Source organism: Streptomyces sp. NPDC004051 (genome assembly GCF_053604275.1).
Genome location: NZ_JBSGHG010000013.1, coordinates 134,382 through 155,377 on the forward strand (window position 1 = coordinate 134,382; position 20,996 = coordinate 155,377).

The following is a 20,996-nucleotide window of genomic DNA, read 5'->3' on the forward strand; positions in this document are numbered from 1 at the left end:
CGCGGTGGGCAAGTACGAGGACGCAGCAACGACAACTGGTCGGACGACCCGGGCCGTCTACCGGAAGGCTGACGGGCGGCTGGCCGAAGTTGACTGGGACCGGTTGCTGGTGGACGAGGTGGCGGATGGGCTGCCGGTGCGCGAGTTCCGCTGGTACCGCGGCCGGAAGCACTATTCGGGCTGGTACCACGCGTCGACGGCGGGAGGGCTGGTGGCCTACGAGAGCCGTCTGGAGCTGGCCCGGATTTTGCTCGCGGACTTCGACCGGAGCGTCGTACGCATCGCGGCTCAGCCATTCCAGCTGGTCGGACGTGATGGGAGTCGCCTCCGCCGCCACGTTCCTGATCTGTTCCTGGTCCACACCGATGGTCTGGCGACCGTCGTGGATGTCAAAGCCCCCTCACGCATGAAGGACCCCAAGGTGATTGCTCAGTTCGACTGGACACGCCGTCTGTGTTCGGACCGCGGCTGGGCCTATGAGACCTGGTCGGGGGCCGAACCGGTGGTTGTGGAGAACGTGAGGTTCCTGGCCGGCTATCGGCGCCGTCTGCTGCTGGAGGAGACGGTGCTGGCCGAGGTGCTGGAAGCGGCCGGTCGTCAGTCGACGATCGGCGGTGTCGAGGCGGCCTTGGCGAGCCGCTATCCGGGCGAGGTGGTCCGGCCCGCCGTCCTGCACCTGGTGTGGTGCGGTGGTCTCACGGCGGACCTGCGCCAGCCGCTGGCCGGGACGACCGCCATTCGGGCGGCGGCGTGAGCGGGCAGGCAGTGACGGTCATGCCGGGAGGCCGTCTGTTCTTCGAAGGCGACGTCGTCGAGGTCATGGAGCTCGACGGGCTGCAGGTGACGGTGCGCAATGAGCGCACGGACGGCTTCAGTGTGATTCCGCTGGGCCGTCTGGCGGCCGGGGCACGGGCCATGGACGTCGCCGTCGACCCTACGTTGGAGGGTGTCGGCGTGTTGCTGGCGGGGCTGTCTGCTGCTCAGCGCACGGCACTGGGCGAGCGGGCCGGGCATGTCAGGGAGGTCCTGAGCGGATATCGGGCCGGACACGCTGAGGCGGCCGTGGCGGGCGAGCCGCGGCCAGGGTTCGATCCTGACCTGCCGCTTCGCGACCGGATCGCGGCGAAGGCTGCGGAGTTGGATGTCTCGCCGCGCACGCTGGAGCGGTGGCTGAACGCCTACCGGGCCAGCGGTGAGGCGGGACTGGTGGACACCCGCGCGGTCAGGGGCCGGGGCCGCAGTGTCGATTCGCGGTGGGAGGAGGCGGTGCGCCGGGTGCTGGCGGAGTCGGTGAATGCCTCGACGCCGACCCGCTCGGCCGTGCTGAAGCGGGCCGGGGAGCGTTTGGTGGACGAGTACGGCAAGGACGTGGTGCCGCTGCCGTCCCGGAGCACGGCTTATGCCCGGCTGGCCGAGTTGGCCAAGGGCACGAACGCGGTGTCGGGCAGTGCGAAGGCTCGCCGGTCGATCGCGCACCGTCCGCAGGGCACCTACGGGCGGCTGCGGGCGAGCCGGCCGGGTGAGTACGTGGTGCTCGACACCCAGGACCTGGACATCTATGGCATGGAGCCGGTGACTTGCCGGTGGGTTCCGCTCCAGCTCACCGTCGCGCAGGACCTGTTCTCCCGGTGCATCGTCGGGCTGCGGGTCACGGCCTGCTCGACGAAGGCGGTCGATGTCGCCGGGGTGCTGTTCGAGGCCATCTGTCCGCCGCTGGACCAGGCGGCCCGGACGGGGCTGGCGCCCTATCACGGGCTCTGGGACGAGGTGGTGTTCACTGAGGACGCGCCGCGCCCGGGCCGGGGGTTGTGTCCGCCGGAGACGCTGGTGATCGACCACGGGCGGGCCTTCATGTCCGCTCATGTCATCGGGGTGTGCACCCGGCTGGGCATGTCGATCCAGCCGGCCCAGCCGAAGAAGCCCACCGACAAGCCGACCGTCGAACGCTTCTTCCGCACCCTGCGCGAGGGGCTGATCCAGCACCTGCCCGCCTACAAGGGGCCGGACGTCCACAGCCGCGGCGAGGCGGTCGAGGAGGCCGCGTTCTTCTACCTCCACGAGGTGGAGGAGATCATCCGCGAGTGGGTGGCCGAGGTCTATCACCGGCGCGAGCATGACGGGCTGGTCGTCCCGCAGTGGCCGAAGCTGTCGCTGTCGCCGCTGGAGATGCTGCGCATCGGTCTGGCACGGGCAGGCCGACTGCGCATGCCGGCCTCGCCGGACCTGGCCTTCCAGTTCCTGGCGGTCAAGGCGCGCACGATCCAGCACTACGGCGTCGAGGTCGACGGGCTGCGTTACAACGGCCCAGTCCTGGACGGCTACCGCAACGCGCCCAGCCCCTACGGAAGCGGGTTCGGCAAGCAGTGGCCGATCCACGTCAATCCGGACGATGTCCGCTTCGTCTACTTCCAGGACCCCGACAACGCTTCCTGGCATGCGCTGGAGTGGGAACACGCGCCCGCGTTGTCCATGCCGTTCAGCGGCGAGGCCGCCGCCTACGCCCGTCGGCTCGCCGCCCGCCAGGGCCGCCACGTCGACGCCGCGCAGGCCCTGGCCGACCTGCTGGCCCGTTGGGACCAGGGCATGGTCACCGACCGTCGCGAGCGCCGCATGGCAGTGCGGCTGTCGGCCGAACGCAGTGCCCTGGCCCTGCCTGCGCTGCCCGAACAGAGCGGCCCGGCCGCCCCGGCCGGACTGCGGCTGGTGGCGGAACTGCCCGCCGGGGACGCCGATACGGAGGACGAGATCTTCGACGTCCCGGACGGTGACGACTTCTACTCCGACGCCTTCGAGGTGATCGAGTGAAGCAGCCGAACCTGTTCAGCCTCTCCCGCAAGGAGGGCTGGCGCCGCTACGCCGACGCTCCCGCCCGGCAGCGGCCCGAACGGCTCACCCGTGCCCAGCTGAAGGCTCTCGGCGAGGAGGCGGCCGAGGACTACAACGACGCCCGCCACGACTGGCACGCGAACTTCGGCATCATCAACACCCCACAACTGTCCACTATTCATGAGGAGTTGGACCAGATCGTGGTCAGCAATCGGCAGGACGGCGACCGCATCCGGTCCGCGGCGGTCATCGACGCCCTGCCCGGGCTGGGCAAGACCACCATCGCCAACCTCTATGGCCGCACCTTCGACCGGCAGCAGATGCGCCGCCTGTCCCCGGTGACCGACGGCGGACACGAACGCATCCCGGTCTTCCGGGTCGGCCTGACCTCCAACACCACCCTGCGCACGCTGAACCGGATGATCTGCGAGTTCTACGGGCACCCCGCCACCGACCGGGCCAATGCCGCAGCCCTGGCCAGCCACGCGCTGGACTGCGTGCTGTCCTGCGAGACCCAGCTCGGGATCATCGACGATATCCACTTCATCGACCTGGACCGCCGTGACGGGCTGGCGGTGTCCAACCATCTGAAGTGGCTGGCCAACGAGCTGCCGGTGACCTTCATCTATGTCGGGGTGGGACTGGCCGAGCGGCGGTTCTTCGCCGATGGGCTGACCGGGAAGAACACTGTGCTGGCCCAGACCGCCCGCCGCTGGACCCGGCTCGGGGTGGACCCGTTCCGCCTGGACACCGACCATGGCCGCAAGCACTGGCGGAGCCTTTTGAAGACCACCGAGTCCCGTCTGGTCCTGGCCGAGCATCGGCCGGGCATGCTGGTGCGGCTGGCGGACTACCTTTTCGAACGCACCAGCGGGCACGTTGGGTCGTACTTCACCCTGGTCCTGCGCGGCTGCTATCGCGCGATCCGCACCGGCAGCGAGACGCTCGACCGCACGGTTCTCGACGGAGTCCGGCTGGATGAGGCATCCGAACAGGCCCGTCGGCAGATGGCCGCCGCCTTGGCTCATGGCACGATGCCCTCCGCGCTGGGGGACACGACATGAGCGAGACGCGTGTGCTGCCCCTGCGGGTCGGCATCCTGCCGGGTGAGGGACTGGACAGCTGGCTGGAGGCACTCGCCCGCCGCAACGGGCTGACGTTCCCCGGCTTCCTGTCCGTGCTCGGCCTGCCCCGCGACTACATGACCCGGCGCCTGGTCACCGGCATCGCCTCCGACCAGCTGCGGATCCTGGAGGCCCGCACCGGACTTCCGGCAGGACGGCTCGATCAGGCTGTGGTCCGCCCCGGTTTCCCGTTCGGGCCGCAGCGCCAGCGGCGCTGCCGGTTCTGCCCACAGTGTCTGGCCGAACGCGAGGGCCGCTGGACGCTGTCGTGGTGGATGCCCTGGACGCTCGCCTGCCTGCGGCACGGCACGCTCCTGCACGATGAGTGCCCCGGCTGCGGCGAGGGCGTCCGCGTCCGGCTGCCCAGCCGCACCCATCTCACCCCGCCCGCGACCTGCACCTGGCGGCCCGACGGCCAGTCGCCCGTCTGCGGCACGGACCTCACGGGCGCCGAACCACTGCCTCTGGCGCCCGGTCATCCGCTGCTCGCCGCCCAGCAGTGGGTCAACGAGCAGACCGGCCACGCGGACGCTGCCCGAGCTCACGCCATGCTCTCGGACCTGCATGCCTGCACCGTCTGGGTGATGCGCACCGTCACCGAGGCCGACCTCGCCGGCATGGGCCCGCTGGTGGTCCGCTCCTGGAGCCTGCGTCCCCGTGACCTGCGCAGTCCCGCCCAACGAGTTCAGCACCTCCCAGCCGCTGTCCGCGGCGTCATCGCCCACACCGCCCACCCGCTGCTGGACGGCGACGAGGCAGCAGGCATCTTGGCCCTCCGCTCGCTGCGCGAGCGGCAGGACACCAAAGGCAAGGTCATCCCCACGGGCATGACGGCGGCCCACTGGACCGCCCTCACCTGCGCGACCCGCAGCCGTTTCCTGCGCGCGGGCGACCGGCACATGGGCGCCATCGACCGGCTGCGTTATCTCTCCCCCACTCCGCACGCGCAGACCCCGACACGAGGTGACGCGCGAGTCACCGGCCGCGTCCGGCACCTCCCACAACTGCTCTGGCCCGGCTGGAGCGTTCGACTCATCCCTCAGCAGGGCATGAAGGAAAACCTGTTCCGCGGGATCGCCTCCGCTCTCCTACTGATGCCCCGCGAGGCAGCCCGCAGCTCCCGCCAGGTCACTGACCGCCTCCACCCCCACCTTCCCAACGCCATCACCATCACCCTGCAAAGGAGCCTGCACAGCGGCCACCCCGACGTGCTGACCGCGCTCTGCTCCCTCGCCGTCCACCTGGACGAACACGGCAGTCCGATCGACTACGAACGGCGACGCACCGCGGTTCCGCCGGCCCCGCTGACGGAGGACACCTGGCGGCAAATGTGTTTCACCACCGGCTGCCAGCCCGGCGACAGGATCAACGCCAAAGCGCACACCCCTCGCTACGTTCACGCCCAGCGCTACCTCTACCAGCTGCTGACCGGCGCCGATCTCCACGATCCCCGCTATCCGCTGTCCCTGAAGAACAACACCGACCGCGGCCGCTACCTCGCCTTCACCTTCAGCCTGACCACCCCGCAGCGCGAGGCCCTGCATGACCACGGGCGCACGGTGCTGGACGGCCTCGGCATCGATGAACCACTCACCTGGGAACCACCTCACGACCTCGCGGACGGCCTCGACCTGCCCGGACGCAACCCCCATGACATCGACCTCGACACCGTCCACCGCATCGTCATCGCCGAACAGCGAGCCCCCGGCGACGCCGCCCGAGAACTGAACACCACCCTCGCCCACATCCGATTCGCCCTGGAACACGTCGCGACCGAACCGCAGGTTTGGACAGGCAAAGCCTCTCCGCTGGCCGCCTGGCGCCTGCGCGAACGAGCCCGCCAGATCTTCACCAGCGACTTCCTGCACCGCGAATACACCGAAGGCGGCAATACCCTCACCCAGATCGCCCGCGCGACCGGCTTCCCCCGCTATGTCGTGGTCGAACACGCGCAGGCTCACAGCATCACCATCTACCGGACCCGCCGCCCCACCCCCATCGACGAGGACTGGCTGCGCGAGCAATACCTCACCCGCAAACGCTCAACCGGCGACATCGCCCGGGAGGTCGGCGTTGAGGACGAGACGATTCGCCGCCGGCTCCGACAACTCGACGTCCCCCTGCGTCCGCAGGGCGTTCACAGCCGCACCGTGATGCTGGCCCCGCTCGACACCGCCCTGCCCCACGACATCCGCCGAGCGGTCGAAGGCACACTGCACGGCTGGCACCGACTGCACCGCTTCCACATCGCGATGGCCTTTCCGTCTCTGGAAACGGCGGCGAGCTACCTCAAGGCCGAACGCAGCGCCCTCGTGACCCAGTTCCAGCGACTCGAACGCGACCTCGGCACCGACCTCTTCCACCGATCCGCCTTCAACAAGCCCCAACGCCCCAGCGCACGCGGCCAAGTGCTGCTGCGTGACCTCGCGCACGAACGGGTCCAGGAACTCATGCGCACCGCCCTCACCAGCGACCAGTTCTTCGCCATGCCCGACGAAGGCACTCTCGCCCGGGCGATGGAGAGCCTCCGCACCCGTCGGCCACCCAGCCCCCTCCGGCCCTACGACAACATCCCGGTCCCACGCATCCGGATCCGAGCCGAAACGCTCACACTCCTGCGGGATCTCGTCGACCACGCACCCACCGAATTCTTCGGATCCCAGGTCAGCGCAAGGACCGGTCTCAACCAAGGCAGCATCTCGGACCGACTCCGCCAACTCGAACAGGCCGGCTGGCTCGCCAGCAGGCCCGAAGACGACGCCAGCTGGCTCAGCCGCGCAACTCCAGGACGCGGCGCGGGACGACGCCGCACCTACTACACGCTCACCGCCGCGGGACGCCGAGCCGCGGAGCACGAACTCCAGCAACGTGCACCGCAGCTCACGCCTCTCCCTGCCGCACGGGCAGAGCGCGATATCGATCGAACGCCTCGCGAGCATCCGGAACGAACTCCCGATGCCGGACCAGGTCGGCCAGTTCGGACTCAGTCAGCCAGTCATGCCAAGCGACCTCCGAAGGGTCGGGCTGGATCGGTTCCGTGACGACGACCTCATGCAGACCGAGCCAATACGGGCTGATCACGCCCTCGCACAAGAACTTGAACAGGAAACGAGGACGGGCATGAACACCCAGCTCTTCCAGCAACTCCCGCGCAGCAGCATCCTCATACGACTCGGCCACGTCCACGGCGCCTCCGAGCATCCAGTTGATCTGCCCCGGGAAACGAGTGTCATCGTCCGGGCGGCGGTGGACAAGGAACCGCCCCGCACGGTCGCGGCACACGATCGTCGCGATGCGATGCAGCCACCGCTGACGGATCGCCTCCCCCCTCTCCACAACAGCCAGAACCTCGTCACGCTCGTCAACCCGCTCAACAAGTTCACCCACGATCCAGCCCTACCGGCTCGCAGCCGCGCCGACACGAGCCAGCACCACGTCGGCCAACTCCTGCGGGGTCAGCTCGCCGTCCAGAAACACGGTGTCGCTGGGCAGGGTGTCGGCAGCGGCCATGCACGGCGCGATCTTGTCCTTGCACCAGCGCCGAACCTTCTCGTCCTGCTCAGGGTTGTCCGGGGTGAAGCTCCGGCCGTCGATCCTCTGCTCCAGAACCTCTCGGGAGACCTTGAGGAAGAAGTGGTGGACGTCGATGCCCGCATCCGTCAACGCGCCGAAGATCTCACCGACATAGCCGGGGTTGACCAAGGTCATGGGGACCAGAACCGGACGTCGGTACTCCTCAACCAACCCCACCGCCAGGTCGGCGACCTGCCGCCGCCACAGTCGAAGGTCCTGGAAGTCACCGGTCGGCACCTCCACGATCTCCCGCAGCACATAGCCGACCATCTCCGGGTCATAGATCAGGGCCTCGGGCCATCGCGGACGCAGCTCGTCCACCAGCGTGCTCTTCCCGCTGCCGAACGCACCATTCACCCAGACGATCAACGCGATCCTCCCCGCCCCGGTTGCCAGGCCCGCGCATCGAGCCCGGCACGTCGGATCAGCATGCCGCGCGAATTAGATGAGGGCGAACACCATTGCAGATCATGCCCGAAAGATCGCCAAGTGGGACCGGAACCCGCTGCCGAACTGGGTCACCTCACGTTGTCGAAGCCACCCCACGAGCCCTGCGGGCTCGGGCAGCTCCGCCCGAGCCCGCATCCAGCCCGAAGAAACCGACAACCGGGCTGGACAAACGCACCGACAGATCGTCGAGACAACCACGCAAGGCCGCAGGTCATCGCAGCGTCGGCCGACAAACCAGATCGGAACCTACACCGCAGGCCCGCAAGCCGCCGTCGCCAGGACCTCGCCAGTGGTCTGCCCGATAGCCGGGCTCGGAGGCCAACCCCCTCCGCGCTCCCGTCTCGCCCGGCGAACCGCCCAGCAGGACGAATCGAACGGCCCACTCTCTATCTCCCAACCCCCGGAGCATCCACGTGACAATCCCCTCCCGCGTCCGGCGCGCCCTCGCGGCCAGCTCGATCGGCCTCGCAGTTGCCGCCGGCGGCCTGGCCAGCGCCTCCACAGCCCAGGCGTACGACACCGGCCACACGACGATCTCGTGCAAGGCGGTCAAGGTCCACAAGGATCCTTCGAAGAAATCCGCCGTCGTGGGCATCGCCTACCGGCACAACAAGGTCGCCTATAACCAGTTCGCGTACAAGCGCGCAGAGAAGACCTGGCACACCCGCGACGCGGTGACCCCGAAGTCCGACGGCAAGAAGATCCGCGGATACATGATCTACGACTGCGTCAACCCGTACGAGTCGAACACGGCACCGAAGCCGCCGATTCCGAAGTAGCGCGCCCCGACACCCCTCCCTGGCCCCGAGCAGAAAAGGCGGCTTCGAAGCCGCGCCCCGGCCCGAGGACTGGACTCTCCCCGCCTCTGCCCGACGCAGGTCCGGGCAAGCCGCCGCCGCGGCCACTTTCGCGCCCCGAGCGCACGTCCCCCTCCGCTTCGCTTTTCCCGCCGGCCCTCACCTGGCCCGCGTATGCAAGGAGCCCGCCACGCCTATGTCCGTCCCTCTCGCAGACCGCGTCATACAGCTCGCCTACGACCCAGGAATCTCGCCCAAGGGCGGCGGGTTGCCTGGCCTCGCCGTGCTGAAGAACGTGGTCAACAGCATCAACATGTTCGGGATCATCGCCGTCGTCGGCGCCCTCGCCGTCTCGCTCGGCGTATGGGCCTGGGGCCACCACACCGGTGGACACCAAGCCGAGGCCAACGGGAAGAAGGGCGCCGTCGTCGCCGCCGGCGCCGCCCTCGGTCTGGGTGCCGCGAACGGCATCGTGGCCTTCTTCTCCGGCCTGGGATCACAGGTCCACTGATGCGGAAACGCTTCCCCTCCTCTTCGCTGTCCTCGTACGGCGCGGGCTGGTCTGCCAACCGGCGCATCGCGATCGTCGCTGCTGCCGTCACCGGCCTGCTCGCCCTCGCCGGGATCGTCGCCCTGCTGACCGGCGGCGGCAACGACCACCAAGCCCCGGACAGTGCCGCGCCCGCCCCGACTGGCAGCCCGTCCTCCTCCGAGGCCGCCCCCAAGCCTTCCTCCGGATCTGGATCGGTGCCCAAGCCTCCGCAGATCTCCGAACCGGTCGCATACGCCAAGGCAGCGTCCCAGATGCTGTGGTCCTACGACACCCGCTACACCAGCCGCGACCAGCAGCTCGCCGGCATGCGCGCCTGGATGACCACCGAGACCAAGTACGCCGACTGGACATCGGTCGCCGGCCAGGTCCCCGACCCGGTGCTGTGGTCGCGGATGGCCGACCAGGATCAGCACGCCACCGCCCACATCACCGAGGGCCACTACCCCGGCGCGTTCAAACAGGCGCTGGCCGAGGACCCGTCCGCGATCACCGAGGCGTACATCTACGTCGTCACCGTCAACGGCAAGCAGACGCTCAGCTGGAAGAAGGGTGGGGGCGGAGCCGAAGAACGGGCCGTGACCCTCGCCGTCCAGTGCCGCCCGAACCACGACTGCACCCTGGCCGCCATCGCACCGAGCGTCACACAGTGACCCGCGCCTGAGACAAGAAAGGAGGAGTAACTCCTCGTGGGTTTCTGTGATTTCCCCCTGGCGGGCAAACTGTGCGCCGTCGGCGACGCGGTGGACTTCGCCTCGGACCCCGGCAAAGCCATCGGTAACTGGATGGCGAAGTCCGCCGGTGAACTCGCAGCCGCAGCAGCCGACCTGGCCGCCGAGGCCGTCGACACCACCACCAAGGTCGATCTGAACGCCGGGTGGTTCCGCGACAACTACGAAACGCTGTTGCCGCTGGGCCTGGTCCTGCTGGTCGCCACCTTCTGCGCGCAGCTGGTCCGGGCCGCCATCAGACGCGACGGACAAGCCCTCACCCAAGCATTCACTGGCACCGCGTCCGGAGTCCTGTTCGCCTTCTGCGCCATCGCCCTGACCACAGTCGCCATCGAGGTCGTGGACGCCGTCAGCGACGGCCTGTTCAAAGCCGCACACCTGGACATCGAATCGGCCGTGCGCCGAGTGGTAAAGGTCAGCCAAATCGGGGCGCTGTCCGGTCTTGGCTGGCTCGTCCCGGTCGTCACCGGGCTCGGTGCCGCCATCGGCGCCTTCCTCTACTGGTGCGTGATGATGGTCCGCAAGGTCGGCATCCTCGTCATGGTCACCCTCGCGGTCTTCGCCTCCGCCGGCGGCGGCTGGGAAGTCGCCCGACGTTGGCGCAAGGGCTGGATCGAAGCCACCGCCACCCTCGTCGTCTCCAAGCTCCTGATGACCGTCATCTTCGTCCTCGGTATCGCCGCCATGGGCAAGACCGAAGCCGAGGACGGCATCGCCGCGCTCGCCGACGTCATGTCCGGCATCGTGATCATGATCTTGGTGCTGTTGTGTCCGTACGCCGTCTTCAAATTCGTGCACTGGGCGGCCGACGGCACCGACGGCGAGTCCATCCACCGTGCCGGTGGCGCCGGGGCCCAGATCACCAAGGCCCACGCCGAGAAGGCCGCCCGCAAGGCCGCCGCAGCCGCGGCCACCGCCGGAACCGGTGGCGCCGCAGCCGGAGCGGGCGCCGCACCGCAGGGCCCCGATGCCGGCGGAGGCTTCCCCGGCGACGTCGCCGCCAACCCGACCGGCGGAGGCACAGAAGGCAAGGACGGTTCGCAGGGCGGCGGAACGGGAGGCTCGCCCGGCGGTGATGCCGTCAAGTCCGGCCTGGAGAAGGCCGTCCAGCCCGCGCCGACCAGCGTGTCCGACGACACTAGCGGCCAGGTGGGAGGCAGCCCCGGACCCGGCGGATCCGGCGCGAATGCCGCGTCCGGCCAGGGCGGCGGATGGCAGACCACTCCGCCGACAACGACACCGCCTCCGCAGGGCGCACCCCCGTCCTCCGGCTCACAGGACGCCGCGTCGAGTGGGTCGGCTCCGCCGCCGCCTCCGACCGGCCTCTGACCCCTGCCCGACGCCCGGGGGCGGGACGTGCACACCACCTCCCGCCCCCGGACTCCACCCGCGCCACCAGGACCCGCCCCCAATGACTGATCTTTCTGTCGCCCCGGTCACGGTGAAGTTCCCATACCGGAGCCGCCGCGGCATCCTCCTCGGCCTCTCCCTGCCCCAACTCGTCCTCGTCTCCTGCACGCTGGCCCTGCTGCTGATGACGGTGATCTCCACCGGACTGCTCGGCGCTCTCGCCCTGGCACCGCTGTGGGCGGCATCCGGTGCACTGGTCGCGATCCGCCGGCACGGCCGCTCCCTCATCGACTGGGCACCGATCGTCACCCGGTACGCGCACCGCCGCCGTACCGGCCAGACCCTCTGGCTCGCCCGGCCCGTCACCCGGCCCCGGCAGGACGGCGTCCTCCATCTGCCCGGCACCGCCGCTTCCCTCAAGGTCGTTACCCCCGGCGATTCCGCCAACGGAGCTGCGGCCGTCCACGACCCGCACCAGCAGACCCTGACCGCCATCGCCCGCGTCAGCAGCCGTGCTTTCGCCCTCCTCGACCCGGCCACCCAGAACCACAACGTGAGCAGCTGGGGGCGCGCGCTGGCAGGTATCGCCCGCACCGGGCACGTCGCCACCGTGCAGGTGCTGGAGCGCACCGTGCCCGACAGCGGTGACACGCTCACCCGCCACTGGACCCAGAACGGGCAGCCCCAGGCCCCCGTCGCCGGACAGGTCTACTCCGAACTGGTCGCCTCGGCCGGCCCGGCCGCCGCTCCGCACGAGACGTACCTCGCCATCTCCCTCGACCTCAAGGCCGCCCGGCGCCTGATCAACCAAGCCGGCGGAGGGCTGCCCGGAGCGTTCACCGTCATGCAGCAGACCACCGCCTCCATCGCTCAGGCCGCCCGCAACGCCGGCCTGATGGTCACCGGATGGCTGAGCGCGCGGGAGATCGCCGCCGTCATCCGCACCGCCTACGACCCGAAGGCGCTCGCCGCGCTCCAGCAGTGGTCCGAGACCGGCCGTGCCGAGGCCGCCCCTGCAGCCGCCGGTCCCGTCGTGCAGTTCGAGGAGTACGACCGCCTCGCCACCGACAGCGCGCGGCACGCGACGTACTGGGTGGAGAACTGGCCGAGGACCGAGATGGGGGCGGGGTTCCTGCACGGGCTGATGTTTACGGCCGGCGTGCGTCGCAGCCTGTCCCTTATCTACGTGCCGCAGGGGCTCGAGTCGGCACTGCGGGACGTCCAGCGCAAGAAGGCCGCGATCATCGCCGACGCCAACGAGCGCGCCCGCCGCGGGCAGGTCGACTCCGAAGAGGATTCCGTCGAGTACGCCGACGTCAAGACCCGCGAACGCCAGCTCATCGCCGGGCACGCGGACGTGGCCCTGACCGGCCTGGTCACCGTCACCGCCGAGACCGATGCCCTCCTGGACGCCGCCTGCGCTCAGATCGAGACCCACGCCGTCACCTCCGGAGTCGATCTCCGCAGGCTCAACTACCAGCAGCCGGACGCCTTCGCCCTCTCCGCGCTCCCGCTCGCCCGCACCGCCCTGTGAACCAGCCGCGCCCGTGCGCGCCCTGGCCCACTGCAATCCGGATCACCCGCGACGGGACGCCTGTCGCCGCCCTGCCGACCGGCAGGAAGGACCACCACCTTTGACCTCTCCCCCGCGCCCCGACGACGCGCACCCCTACCTCCGCGCCGCGAGCGCCGGCATCCGCCACCACGCACGAGCCCTGGCGCCGTCGGACGCAGACCTGCCCAGGCCCGTGGACCGTCTACACATCGACGTACTGCACGCCCACCTCACCGCTCTGCTCCAGCTTCTGGACCGGCTCGCCGACCACACCCGGCCCCCGCACCCAGCCGCCGGACGTCACCTGGCCACCGCACACACCAGGCTCTGGCAGGCCACCACCGAAGTCCACGCCGCCTTCCACCTGCTGCCCGGCACGACCGAGGCCACCGCCAGGACGAGCGCCTGTCATCCGGAACGGCTTCCCGATGGCCCGCCCGTGCTGACGATCTGCCAACGCCACCTCGCCGCCGGACACGTCGTCCGCCGCAAGACCACCCCCACCGACCTCCGCCCGCACACCACGGCCTGCGTGCGATGAGCACCACCCGCAGAATCGAGGGCCCCCGATGAGCCACCGGCCCGCCCGTCGCGCCCGCCGCGCGTCCGCCAGCCCGCTGTTCACCCCCCACGGCACCGACCGCGCCAGCCGCAAGGCCGCCCGCCGCCAGCTCGCCGAGGCCGCCGCCAAAGCCCGCGCGGAAGCCAGTGCCCACCAGAGCGAAAGCACCCGCTCCGAGCAGCAGATGCCCGCCTCGCTCTACCCACCGAGCGGGCGCCCTGGGCCCGCCTCCGCCCGCGGGAACCGGCTGAAACTTCCCGCCCACCGCATGACCACCGCCGTCGCGGCCGGCGCCTATCCCTTCCTCGCCGAAGGCGGACTCGGCGCCGAGGGCATCTACATCGGTCGCGACGTCCACGCCGAGGCGTCATTCGTCTTCGACCCGTTCGCTCTGTACGGCAAGGTCGAGGGGTTCACCAACCCGAACCTGCTCCTCGCCGGCGTGATCGGCCAGGGCAAGAGCGCGCTGGCCAAGTCCTTCGCGCTGCGGTCAGTCGCCTTCGGATACCGCGTCTACGTCCCGTGCGACCCGAAGGGCGAGTGGACTCCGGTGGCCGAAGCCCTCGGCGGCCGGTGTGTCGCCCTCGGTCCCGGACTGCCCGGACGCCTGAACCCCCTGGACGCGGCCCCGCGCCCGGACAGCGTGGCCGAGTCCGACTGGGTCGGCGAGATCCGCAAGCGGCGCCTGCTCCTGCTCGGCTCCCTGGCCCGGACCGTCCTGGGCCGGGACCTGATGCCCATGGAGCACACCGCGCTGGACGTCGCCCTCGATGCCGTCGTCACCCGCGCCGCCGACACACACCGCACCCCGCTCCTCGGCGACATCGCCGCCACCCTCAACAACCCGAACGACCTCGACGAGGCCGCCGGGATGATGTCGGGGCAACTCGGTGACGCAGCCCGCGACCTGGCCCACGCCATGCGGCGCCTGGTCCACGGCGACCTGGCCGGCATGTTCGACGCCCCCTCCACCGTGAGCTTCGACCCGAGCGCGCCGATGCTCACCATCGACCTGTCCCGCCTCGGCGGCTCCGGGGACGACACCGCCCTCGTCCTCGCGATGACCTGCGCGAGCGCCTGGATGGAATCCGCCCTCTCCGACCCTGGCGGCGGCCGACGCTGGATCGTGTACGACGAGGCATGGCGCCTGATGCGGCATGTCGGCCTCCTCCAGCGGATGCAGGCCCAGTGGAAGCTCAGCCGCGGCCTCGGCATCGCCAACCTCATGGTGATCCACCGGCTGTCCGACCTGCTCACGGCTGGCGACGCCGGATCACAGGGCCGCGCCCTGGCCGAGGGCCTCCTGGCGGACTGCTCCACCCGGATCATCTACCGCCAGGAGACCGACCAGCTCCACGCCGCGGCCTCCCTGCTCGGCCTGACCTCCGTCGAGATGGACGCCATCGCGCACCTCAACCGAGGGCGCGGCCTGTGGAAGGTCGCCGGCCGATCCTTCATCGTGCAGCACCTCCTGCACAGCCACGAACTGGCGCTCTTCGACACCGACGCCCGCATGCACTGACCAAGAGGACCGTGAACCCCGACTTCCCGCGCGACCTGATCCCGCGCGACGACGCCCTGCACCTCATCCACGCACTCCACGCCGTGAAGGACAAACTGCACGACGCCGCCCAGCGGTGGGAGCTGCTCGACGAGAACGGGCACGTTCCGGCCGCGCCGTCCTACACCGCGCTGCTCCAGCACGCCACCGACGCGCAGGACCTCTCCCGCGATGTCCTCCGGCTGGCCGCTGACTTCGCCCGGAGCCCCCACCACACCACCCGGACCGGCCGGACCGTCCTGAAGCACCTCGCCTCGGCGGCGACCATCTCCAGCCACGCAGCCCCGCACTTCACCGAGACCGCGGAGAACGCCCTGGTCCTGCCCCGGACCGCCAACCCCATCGACCGGCACTACCTCACGAATCGCATGGTCATCGACCACGCCTCAGCGCGCGCTTTTCTGCGGCGTGCCTCGGAGTTCCTTGGCGACGCAGCCAAGGAACTCGACGACCACCTCGGCGTCCAGCGCTTCCTTGCGCCTCTGACCCGCCGGGAGGGACCGCCAGAGCCTCCGCCGTCCCGGCCTGGCGGTTTCCACCGCTGACCGCGCCGGAGCCGTGAATTGTTCGTGCAACAGATCGCCACTCCGGCGCAGTTCGACCGCAGCGACCTGCAGCCCGCACCAGCCCGAAGGACTCCTGCATCATCCCCCGCGACCCAGACTTCGATCTCTACGACAACGTCGGCCGCGACGCCGACCAGATCCATGCCGCCCGGTACAACCTCGCCACCGACAACGACCTGAAGCGGTGGGCACGACGGGACGCACGGGCCTTCCGTGACGCACACCCGCTGCCCGACCAGCCCTGGGCCGCACCCCACCTCGGCCCGTACCTGGACGCCCTCACCGCGGCCCGGACCCCGGCGGAGATCGACGCGGTCACCGACCACGTCCTGGACGCCGCCGAACCTGCGCTGCGCGCCCTGAGCAACTACCTCATCGCCGCCGCCCGGTGGCGGCGCGAGAACCACGACGCTGTTGAGGGATCCCCCTCACACCTGCTGATGACAGCGGCCAGCCGGGCGCTGTCCGCCCTCGCTCTCGCCGACGAAGCCGGTCTGAACAGGCTGCGCGCCGCCTATGACCCGGCCCCCGCCCCCACAGCGCCGGCCGACGTCTCGCGTGGAGCTACCGCGAGCCTGCCGCCCGCTCCCCCCTCCACCGGCCCCGCGCCTCGCCGTTAGCTCTCCATCGGCCGTGCCCGTGCGCGCCCTGACCCACTGCACTCCGGATCACCCCGACGCCACAGCCGTCGCAGCTCTGCCTGCCGGCAGGAAGGATCACACCCTTTGACCTCTCCCCCGCGCCCCGACGACCCGCACCCCTACCTCCGGGCCGCAAGCGGCGGCAGCCGCAGGAGGAGCCATGGCCGCTGACGAAACGACCACCCCGGAACCCCGCCCGGTACCGCTCGCGCCGCTTCCCGACCACCGCAACGTGCACACGCCGTGGTGGCAGGAGCTGTGGCGTCGCCACGCACACGTCATCACTCCACTGCGGGCACGCGGACTGCAGTGCGACATCGAATTCGGCCTCAGCACCTACAACGTGCGCGTCTCGCTCCCCGACGACAGCTACCTGGTCATCAGTCCGCCGCACGACCCGCCCTCCGAGCGACCGCCCGGAGACCCGGAGGGTTGGATCGCCACTCGCGAGCACCCCGACGACCAGACGCTGTTCCAGGTCATCTACGACTCGGCTCCCTCCGACGACCCCAGTGCTCCCCAGCGGCCCGAAGCCCGCCACGGCGGCAGCGCCCAACCTCTGATCGAGGCGATCGACCACCGCCTCGCCCAGCTCGGGCTGAAACCGCACCACGTCTTGCCCCACGAAAGCTCACACGTGCCCCCAGCCCAGCCGTCAGCCCCGCCCAAGGCCCGGGCTGTCCCCGGCACACCACACCCTGGCCCCCGCTACGTCTACGGCGACGCGCTACGCGATCTGACCGACCGGCTCAACGGAGTCGAGTCACCTGCGGATGCCGCTGCCCTGCTGCACCAGATCCTGGAACCCACTGAGGGCCTGCTGGCGCAGCTGGGCGAGTTCTTCGAAGCAGCCGGGGAGAAGGCCAAGGAAGCCGAGGAGGACGACGGCTTCGACCTTTCCTACGACCTCGCCGACGCAGCCGCCGAGATCCGCAACCTCTCCGAGGTCCTGCACGTGGCCGAGGACCGCATGCGGGCCCTCACTCCGCTCGCGCCGGCGCCGCGACTGCCCTCTACCCCGGCCAACGCGTCACCCCTTCCGCCATGGGTCCTCCCGCCTTCATCGCCGAAAGCCGCCCCACCGGCCAGGCGCACGTCCTGATTCCTTCCCCTGTGAACCCTTGGAGTCTCCATCCGCGCCGCCCGCCGTACCCTGCCGCTGATCATTGGCGCCGCCTGCCTCACCTTGGCCCTCACCGGGTATTCCGGCGAAGACGGCCCCGCCCAGGCCCGGCAGACGCCCAGCGCCAGCACCGCCCCGAAGCTCGCGCCCGCTCTCAGCACTGCCCAGGCCCGCGACGTCATCACCCGCTATTCCAAGATCAACAACGAGGCCAACGCCAACTGCGACCGGCGCCTGCTCGACACGGTCGAGGACGGACCGCTGTACGCGATGTCCGTCTCGGACTACACCGAGACCGAAGGGCTTCCCGCCAAGGACCGCAAGCCCTACAAGGCGTGGTCCTACGACGTCGCCGGCGCCAAGCTGTACATCCCGCGCCTGGCCGACAGACAGGAAGGCTGGTTCGCCGCCGCGCTCTCCAGCGAGAAGGGCAAGGCCCCCTCGCGACTGGTCGTGTTCGCCGAACAGCCCCAGCACAAGCGCTGGGAGATGGTGTCCGTCGTTGACCTCGACAGCCAGAAGCTGCCCGACGTCGCCCTCGACCGTGAGGGATACGCGACGGCCGACGCCGACGTTCTGCGTACTGCCGTGCTGGACAACTTCGCCACCGGAGGCACGAACAGCGGAAGCAAGTTCTTCGCGCCGACCAAGGCCAGCAAACAACAGGTCAAGGTCCACGACGAGACCGGCACCCGCTTCGGGAACCAGGGCACCACCGTCTTCGACGCAGCCGACAACCACTACAACGACGCCTACGCCCTCAAGACGGCAGACGGCGGCGCGCTGGTCCTCTTCTCCCACACGCACACCCAGACCGACTCCGTCGCGCACTCCGGCCTGCAGATCAACCCCGGCAAGGGCGACCGGGCCTGGCTCCACGACGTGCCCCGCACCTCCATCCGCTACACGTTCGTGTGCAACGACGCCGCCACCGTCCCCGCGAAGGCCGAGCCCTCCCGCCTGATCGGCTACACCTGCGCCCGCACCGACGCCTCCGGCCCCCCGGTCGCCTCCTGGTCACACCGCGCGTAACCGCACCCGCCTCCACTGCGACGGCTGCCGGACATCGCCCGCCCCCTGCTCGCTTCGGAGAACTCCCTGTCCACACACTCCTTCATCGCCCGCCCCGTCGGTACGGGGTACAGCGGCATCCACGTCCAGCTCGACGGCGTGCCCAGCCACCACCTCCCGCTTCTCCTGGCCGCCTACCAGTACAAGTTCGGACGCGACGTCGAGGCCATGGCCCAGCACCTCATCGACGACATCGCCGTCGGCTGGGACGAACTCGGCACCGATCTCCTCGACGACGCCCTGCCCACGCTCGTGGCCGCGCTGACCGGCGGCGAACACTGGCCCAGCCGGACCCTCGATCACCTGATCACTCCGGACGGCTCGCCCCCGGTGCGCATGACGGTCACCGACAAGACCGCCGGCGAACTGGGCATGCAGTGGGGCTACATCCTGCATCCGCAGGGCATCGAAGTGATCAGCATGGCTCACGCAGGCACGGGCCCTCTCGTCGCCTGGGACATCGACCCCAGCACCCCCTTCAGCGACCACTCGGCGCGCTGGCCCGCCATCACCACATGCCGGGCGCCCACCACCTCACGCGCCACGCGCCCGCCGCGGCCCGCTGCCGGTGCAGCGCCGACCGGGCCCCGCACGGCTGCCCGCCGCTGACCCTCACCGCCTCTCATTGCCGGAGATTTCCCTGCCCGCTCCCCTCATTACGGTCGTCATCGCCACCCGCCTGCGCGACGACCGCCTCGACTACCTGACCGCCATGCACGCCAGCCTCACCCGGCAGTCCGTGCCGTGGGAGGCCGTGATCGCGCTCGACGGCACCACACCCGAACGCCTGCCGGCCCCGCTCGCGCAGGACTCCCGCATCCGCACACTGACGCTGCCCCGGCCGGTCGGCGCCGCCTGCGCCAGGAACCTGGCCCTCACCCACGTGCGCACCCCCTACGTCAACTGGGCCGACGATGACGACCAGTTCACCGACGACGCCATGTCCGTACGGTTGGACACCCTGGAATCCACCGGGGTCGGCTGGTGCGCGGGCTGGAGCGAGGACCAGCACCCCGACGGCTCGACCACCCTGTGGCGCTGCCCCACCCCGCCCGGCCGGCACGAGGCCGGCGACGTGTGGACCTATTGGAAGTCGCCGACGGACACGATCCCCATCGGGCCGACCACGATCCTCGCCCGCACCGACCTCGTGCGCGCCGCGCCGATGGGCGGTCTCGTCCAGGGCGAGGACTACTGCGCGGCCCTCGGCGTCACCGCGCTCGCACCTGGAATCCTGCTGCCCATCCCCGTGTACAGATACCGCAAGCACCCCGGGCAGATGACAGCCCAGGTCGGATACGACCAGCTGGAGGCGGCGGCCCGGGAGCACGCCTGGGCGTACGGCCGCAGCCTGCGCGCCGTCCTGCGCGGTGGCGAGGACCTGGTCCGTGTCTGAGGCGCAGATCGTCCTGTCGCACAGCCGGGAGTCCGGGATCGTCGCCATCGCCTCGGGCGAGCAGTACCCGTGGGCGCACACCGCCCTCGCGGAGAGTGGCTTCCAGCGGGACGACGACGGCGTCTGGCACCTGCCCGCGGACGGCACCCAGACCACCGTGGTCGATCTGGTCACGTGCGCGAAGCAGCACCGCGCCAGCGTGCACACGAGCAGCCGCCGGTTCATCGGCGACGCCGCCCGCGACCTCGCGCGCCTGCTGCCCGGCCAGTGGCACGCCTCGGTCGAGATCTATGCGCACCCTGCCTGGCAGGAAGACCTGGTCCCCTGGATCTGGGACAGCGGCGAACTCGACCGCGCCGTCCAGAGCGAGCGGATCCCTTACGCCGCGGTCCTCACCGACGCGGCGCAGGGCACCACGCTCCTGTTCATCGAGCGTCCCGGCCGTCAACTCGATTACCTGGTAGGCGCCTTCTCGCCCGAGGGGCTCAAAGGGGGCTACGGCGATTCCCACGCCCCGCGCAGCATCGTCCTGCCGCCGGTCCCCGGACGGGCTGCCCAGGCCCTCACCGACCGGTACCTTCCCGCCTACGAGCAGGCCGTCCATGCCCGCCATACGGCGGCCATCGCAGCCGTGCTCGGGGACATCCGCTCCGAGCACGACACCTGGCAGGCCATGAACGCCTCCGGTCGCTACAGCGACGCCACCCCGCTGAGCGCCGCTGCCCTCGGCGCCTCGACGGAGCTGTTCCTCAACCACGCCTGGCGCCGTTTCCTGACCGTCGTCGACCACGCCCCGACGCTGCTCGACCGGTGCCGGCCCGCGAACAGCCCGTGGCCCGACGATGCCGCAGCCCTCTCCCGTCTGGCCGACGCCGTGATCGATGCCGAAGCCCTGGTCGACGAGATCGTCCACGGTGGTGCCGTGTCGGAGCAGGAGCGCCGAGCACGCGCGTGGCCAGCGATCGAGACGTGGCTCACCGACGGCGAAGCGTTCTTGCGCCAGGCCCGCCTGAGCGCACCCCACCGCCGCCCGGCCCTCCCCGTGGCTGCGCCATCCCGTCCCCTCGCCGCGGCCCGGCCCGCGTACCGCAGCCACTGACCGTTCCACCCCGACAACGAC

The 20,996-nt window shown here is 70.3% G+C and carries 18 protein-coding genes and 1 pseudogene; 17 read left to right on the plus strand and 2 right to left on the minus strand.

Going from position 1 to position 20,996, the window contains the following annotated elements; genetic code table 11:
* Positions 1 to 4: 4 nt before the first annotated feature.
* The 4 genes and pseudogenes from ACWEQO_RS16735 to ACWEQO_RS16750 all read left to right on the plus strand — a co-directional run.
* Positions 5 to 754, plus strand: a complete 750-nt coding sequence (locus ACWEQO_RS16735; RefSeq protein ID WP_452983653.1) for a TnsA-like heteromeric transposase endonuclease subunit — start codon at positions 5 to 7, stop codon at positions 752 to 754.
* Positions 751 to 2,805, plus strand: coding sequence for a helix-turn-helix domain-containing protein (locus ACWEQO_RS16740; protein WP_452983656.1), 2,055 nt, complete (start codon positions 751 to 753; stop codon positions 2,803 to 2,805). The genes ACWEQO_RS16735 and ACWEQO_RS16740 overlap by 4 nt, the downstream gene beginning before the upstream one ends.
* Positions 2,802 to 3,890, plus strand: coding sequence for an AAA family ATPase (locus ACWEQO_RS16745; RefSeq protein WP_452983659.1), 1,089 nt, complete (start codon positions 2,802 to 2,804; stop codon positions 3,888 to 3,890). The genes ACWEQO_RS16740 and ACWEQO_RS16745 overlap by 4 nt, the downstream gene beginning before the upstream one ends.
* A pseudogene (locus tag ACWEQO_RS16750) lies at positions 3,887 to 4,255 on the plus strand (TniQ family protein); the annotation flags it as partial. The gene ACWEQO_RS16745 and the pseudogene ACWEQO_RS16750, both read left to right, overlap by 4 nt.
* 2,575 nt (positions 4,256 to 6,830) lie before the next feature.
* Here ACWEQO_RS16750 and ACWEQO_RS16755 read toward each other — a convergent pair.
* Both ACWEQO_RS16755 and ACWEQO_RS16760 read right to left on the minus strand, forming a co-directional pair.
* Positions 6,831 to 7,337: an NUDIX hydrolase gene (locus ACWEQO_RS16755; RefSeq protein ID WP_388415434.1), complete on the minus strand. Its 507-nt coding sequence runs from the start codon at positions 7,335 to 7,337 to the stop codon at positions 6,831 to 6,833.
* Between the two features lie 9 nt (positions 7,338 to 7,346).
* Positions 7,347 to 7,892, minus strand: coding sequence for an AAA family ATPase (locus tag ACWEQO_RS16760; RefSeq protein WP_452983662.1), 546 nt, complete (start codon positions 7,890 to 7,892; stop codon positions 7,347 to 7,349).
* Between the two features lie 494 nt (positions 7,893 to 8,386).
* Between ACWEQO_RS16760 and ACWEQO_RS16765 the strand changes: the two genes are divergently transcribed.
* The 13 genes from ACWEQO_RS16765 to ACWEQO_RS16825 all read left to right on the plus strand — a co-directional run bounded on the left by ACWEQO_RS16765 (position 8,387) and on the right by ACWEQO_RS16825 (position 20,975).
* Entirely contained in the window at positions 8,387 to 8,752 is a 366-nt protein-coding gene (locus tag ACWEQO_RS16765; protein WP_452983665.1) for a hypothetical protein, read from the plus strand.
* Between the two features lie 214 nt (positions 8,753 to 8,966).
* On the plus strand, positions 8,967 to 9,281 hold the full coding sequence (locus ACWEQO_RS16770; protein ID WP_052836973.1) for a DUF6112 family protein: 315 nt from the start codon (positions 8,967 to 8,969) through the stop codon (positions 9,279 to 9,281).
* The gene (locus ACWEQO_RS16775; RefSeq protein WP_452983668.1) at positions 9,281 to 9,973 is read left to right on the plus strand and encodes a hypothetical protein; all 693 of its coding nucleotides are present in this window, start codon (positions 9,281 to 9,283) and stop codon (positions 9,971 to 9,973) included. Before ACWEQO_RS16770 ends, ACWEQO_RS16775 begins: the two co-directional genes overlap by 1 nt.
* Before the next feature lie 36 nt (positions 9,974 to 10,009).
* Complete coding sequence (locus ACWEQO_RS16780) at positions 10,010 to 11,380, plus strand: SCO6881 family protein (protein ID WP_452983671.1); 1,371 nt, start codon at positions 10,010 to 10,012, stop codon at positions 11,378 to 11,380.
* 82 nt (positions 11,381 to 11,462) lie between these two features.
* Positions 11,463 to 12,935: an SCO6880 family protein gene (locus ACWEQO_RS16785; RefSeq protein WP_452983674.1), complete on the plus strand. Its 1,473-nt coding sequence runs from the start codon at positions 11,463 to 11,465 to the stop codon at positions 12,933 to 12,935.
* 100 nt (positions 12,936 to 13,035) lie between these two features.
* Entirely contained in the window at positions 13,036 to 13,497 is a 462-nt protein-coding gene (locus ACWEQO_RS16790; protein ID WP_452983677.1) for a DUF6238 family protein, read from the plus strand.
* 28 nt (positions 13,498 to 13,525) lie between these two features.
* On the plus strand, positions 13,526 to 15,040 hold the full coding sequence (locus tag ACWEQO_RS16795) for a VirB4 family type IV secretion system protein (protein ID WP_452983680.1): 1,515 nt from the start codon (positions 13,526 to 13,528) through the stop codon (positions 15,038 to 15,040).
* Between the two features lie 11 nt (positions 15,041 to 15,051).
* Complete coding sequence (locus ACWEQO_RS16800; RefSeq protein WP_452983683.1) at positions 15,052 to 15,624, plus strand: hypothetical protein; 573 nt, start codon at positions 15,052 to 15,054, stop codon at positions 15,622 to 15,624.
* 822 nt (positions 15,625 to 16,446) lie between these two features.
* Positions 16,447 to 17,388 carry a hypothetical protein gene (locus tag ACWEQO_RS16805; RefSeq protein ID WP_452983686.1) on the plus strand — a complete coding sequence of 314 codons (942 nt, stop codon included), beginning with the start codon at positions 16,447 to 16,449 and terminating at the stop codon, positions 17,386 to 17,388.
* A gap of 84 nt (positions 17,389 to 17,472) precedes the next feature.
* Positions 17,473 to 18,441: a hypothetical protein gene (locus ACWEQO_RS16810; RefSeq protein ID WP_452983689.1), complete on the plus strand. Its 969-nt coding sequence runs from the start codon at positions 17,473 to 17,475 to the stop codon at positions 18,439 to 18,441.
* Positions 18,442 to 18,579: 138 nt separating this feature from the next.
* Positions 18,580 to 19,089 (plus strand): hypothetical protein, encoded by a 510-nt coding sequence (locus ACWEQO_RS16815; protein WP_452983692.1) that lies wholly within the window; start codon positions 18,580 to 18,582, stop codon positions 19,087 to 19,089.
* A gap of 46 nt (positions 19,090 to 19,135) precedes the next feature.
* Positions 19,136 to 19,876: a glycosyltransferase family 2 protein gene (locus ACWEQO_RS16820; RefSeq protein WP_452983782.1), complete on the plus strand. Its 741-nt coding sequence runs from the start codon at positions 19,136 to 19,138 to the stop codon at positions 19,874 to 19,876.
* Positions 19,869 to 20,975 carry a hypothetical protein gene (locus ACWEQO_RS16825; protein ID WP_452983695.1) on the plus strand — a complete coding sequence of 369 codons (1,107 nt, stop codon included), beginning with the start codon at positions 19,869 to 19,871 and terminating at the stop codon, positions 20,973 to 20,975. The genes ACWEQO_RS16820 and ACWEQO_RS16825 overlap by 8 nt, the downstream gene beginning before the upstream one ends.
* Positions 20,976 to 20,996: the final 21 nt, after the last annotated feature.

Bases quoted from the DNA above. Each gene is read 5' to 3' on its own strand.
- ACWEQO_RS16770 (WP_052836973.1), top strand. From the start codon at position 8,967: ATGTCCGTCCCTCTCGCAGACCGCGTCATACAGCTCGCCTACGACCCA.
- ACWEQO_RS16775 (WP_452983668.1), top strand. From the start codon at position 9,281: ATGCGGAAACGCTTCCCCTCCTCTTCGCTGTCCTCGTACGGCGCGGGC.
- ACWEQO_RS16785 (WP_452983674.1), top strand. From the start codon at position 11,463: ATGACTGATCTTTCTGTCGCCCCGGTCACGGTGAAGTTCCCATACCGG.
- ACWEQO_RS16795 (WP_452983680.1), top strand. From the start codon at position 13,526: ATGAGCCACCGGCCCGCCCGTCGCGCCCGCCGCGCGTCCGCCAGCCCG.
- ACWEQO_RS16805 (WP_452983686.1), top strand. From the start codon at position 16,447: ATGGCCGCTGACGAAACGACCACCCCGGAACCCCGCCCGGTACCGCTC.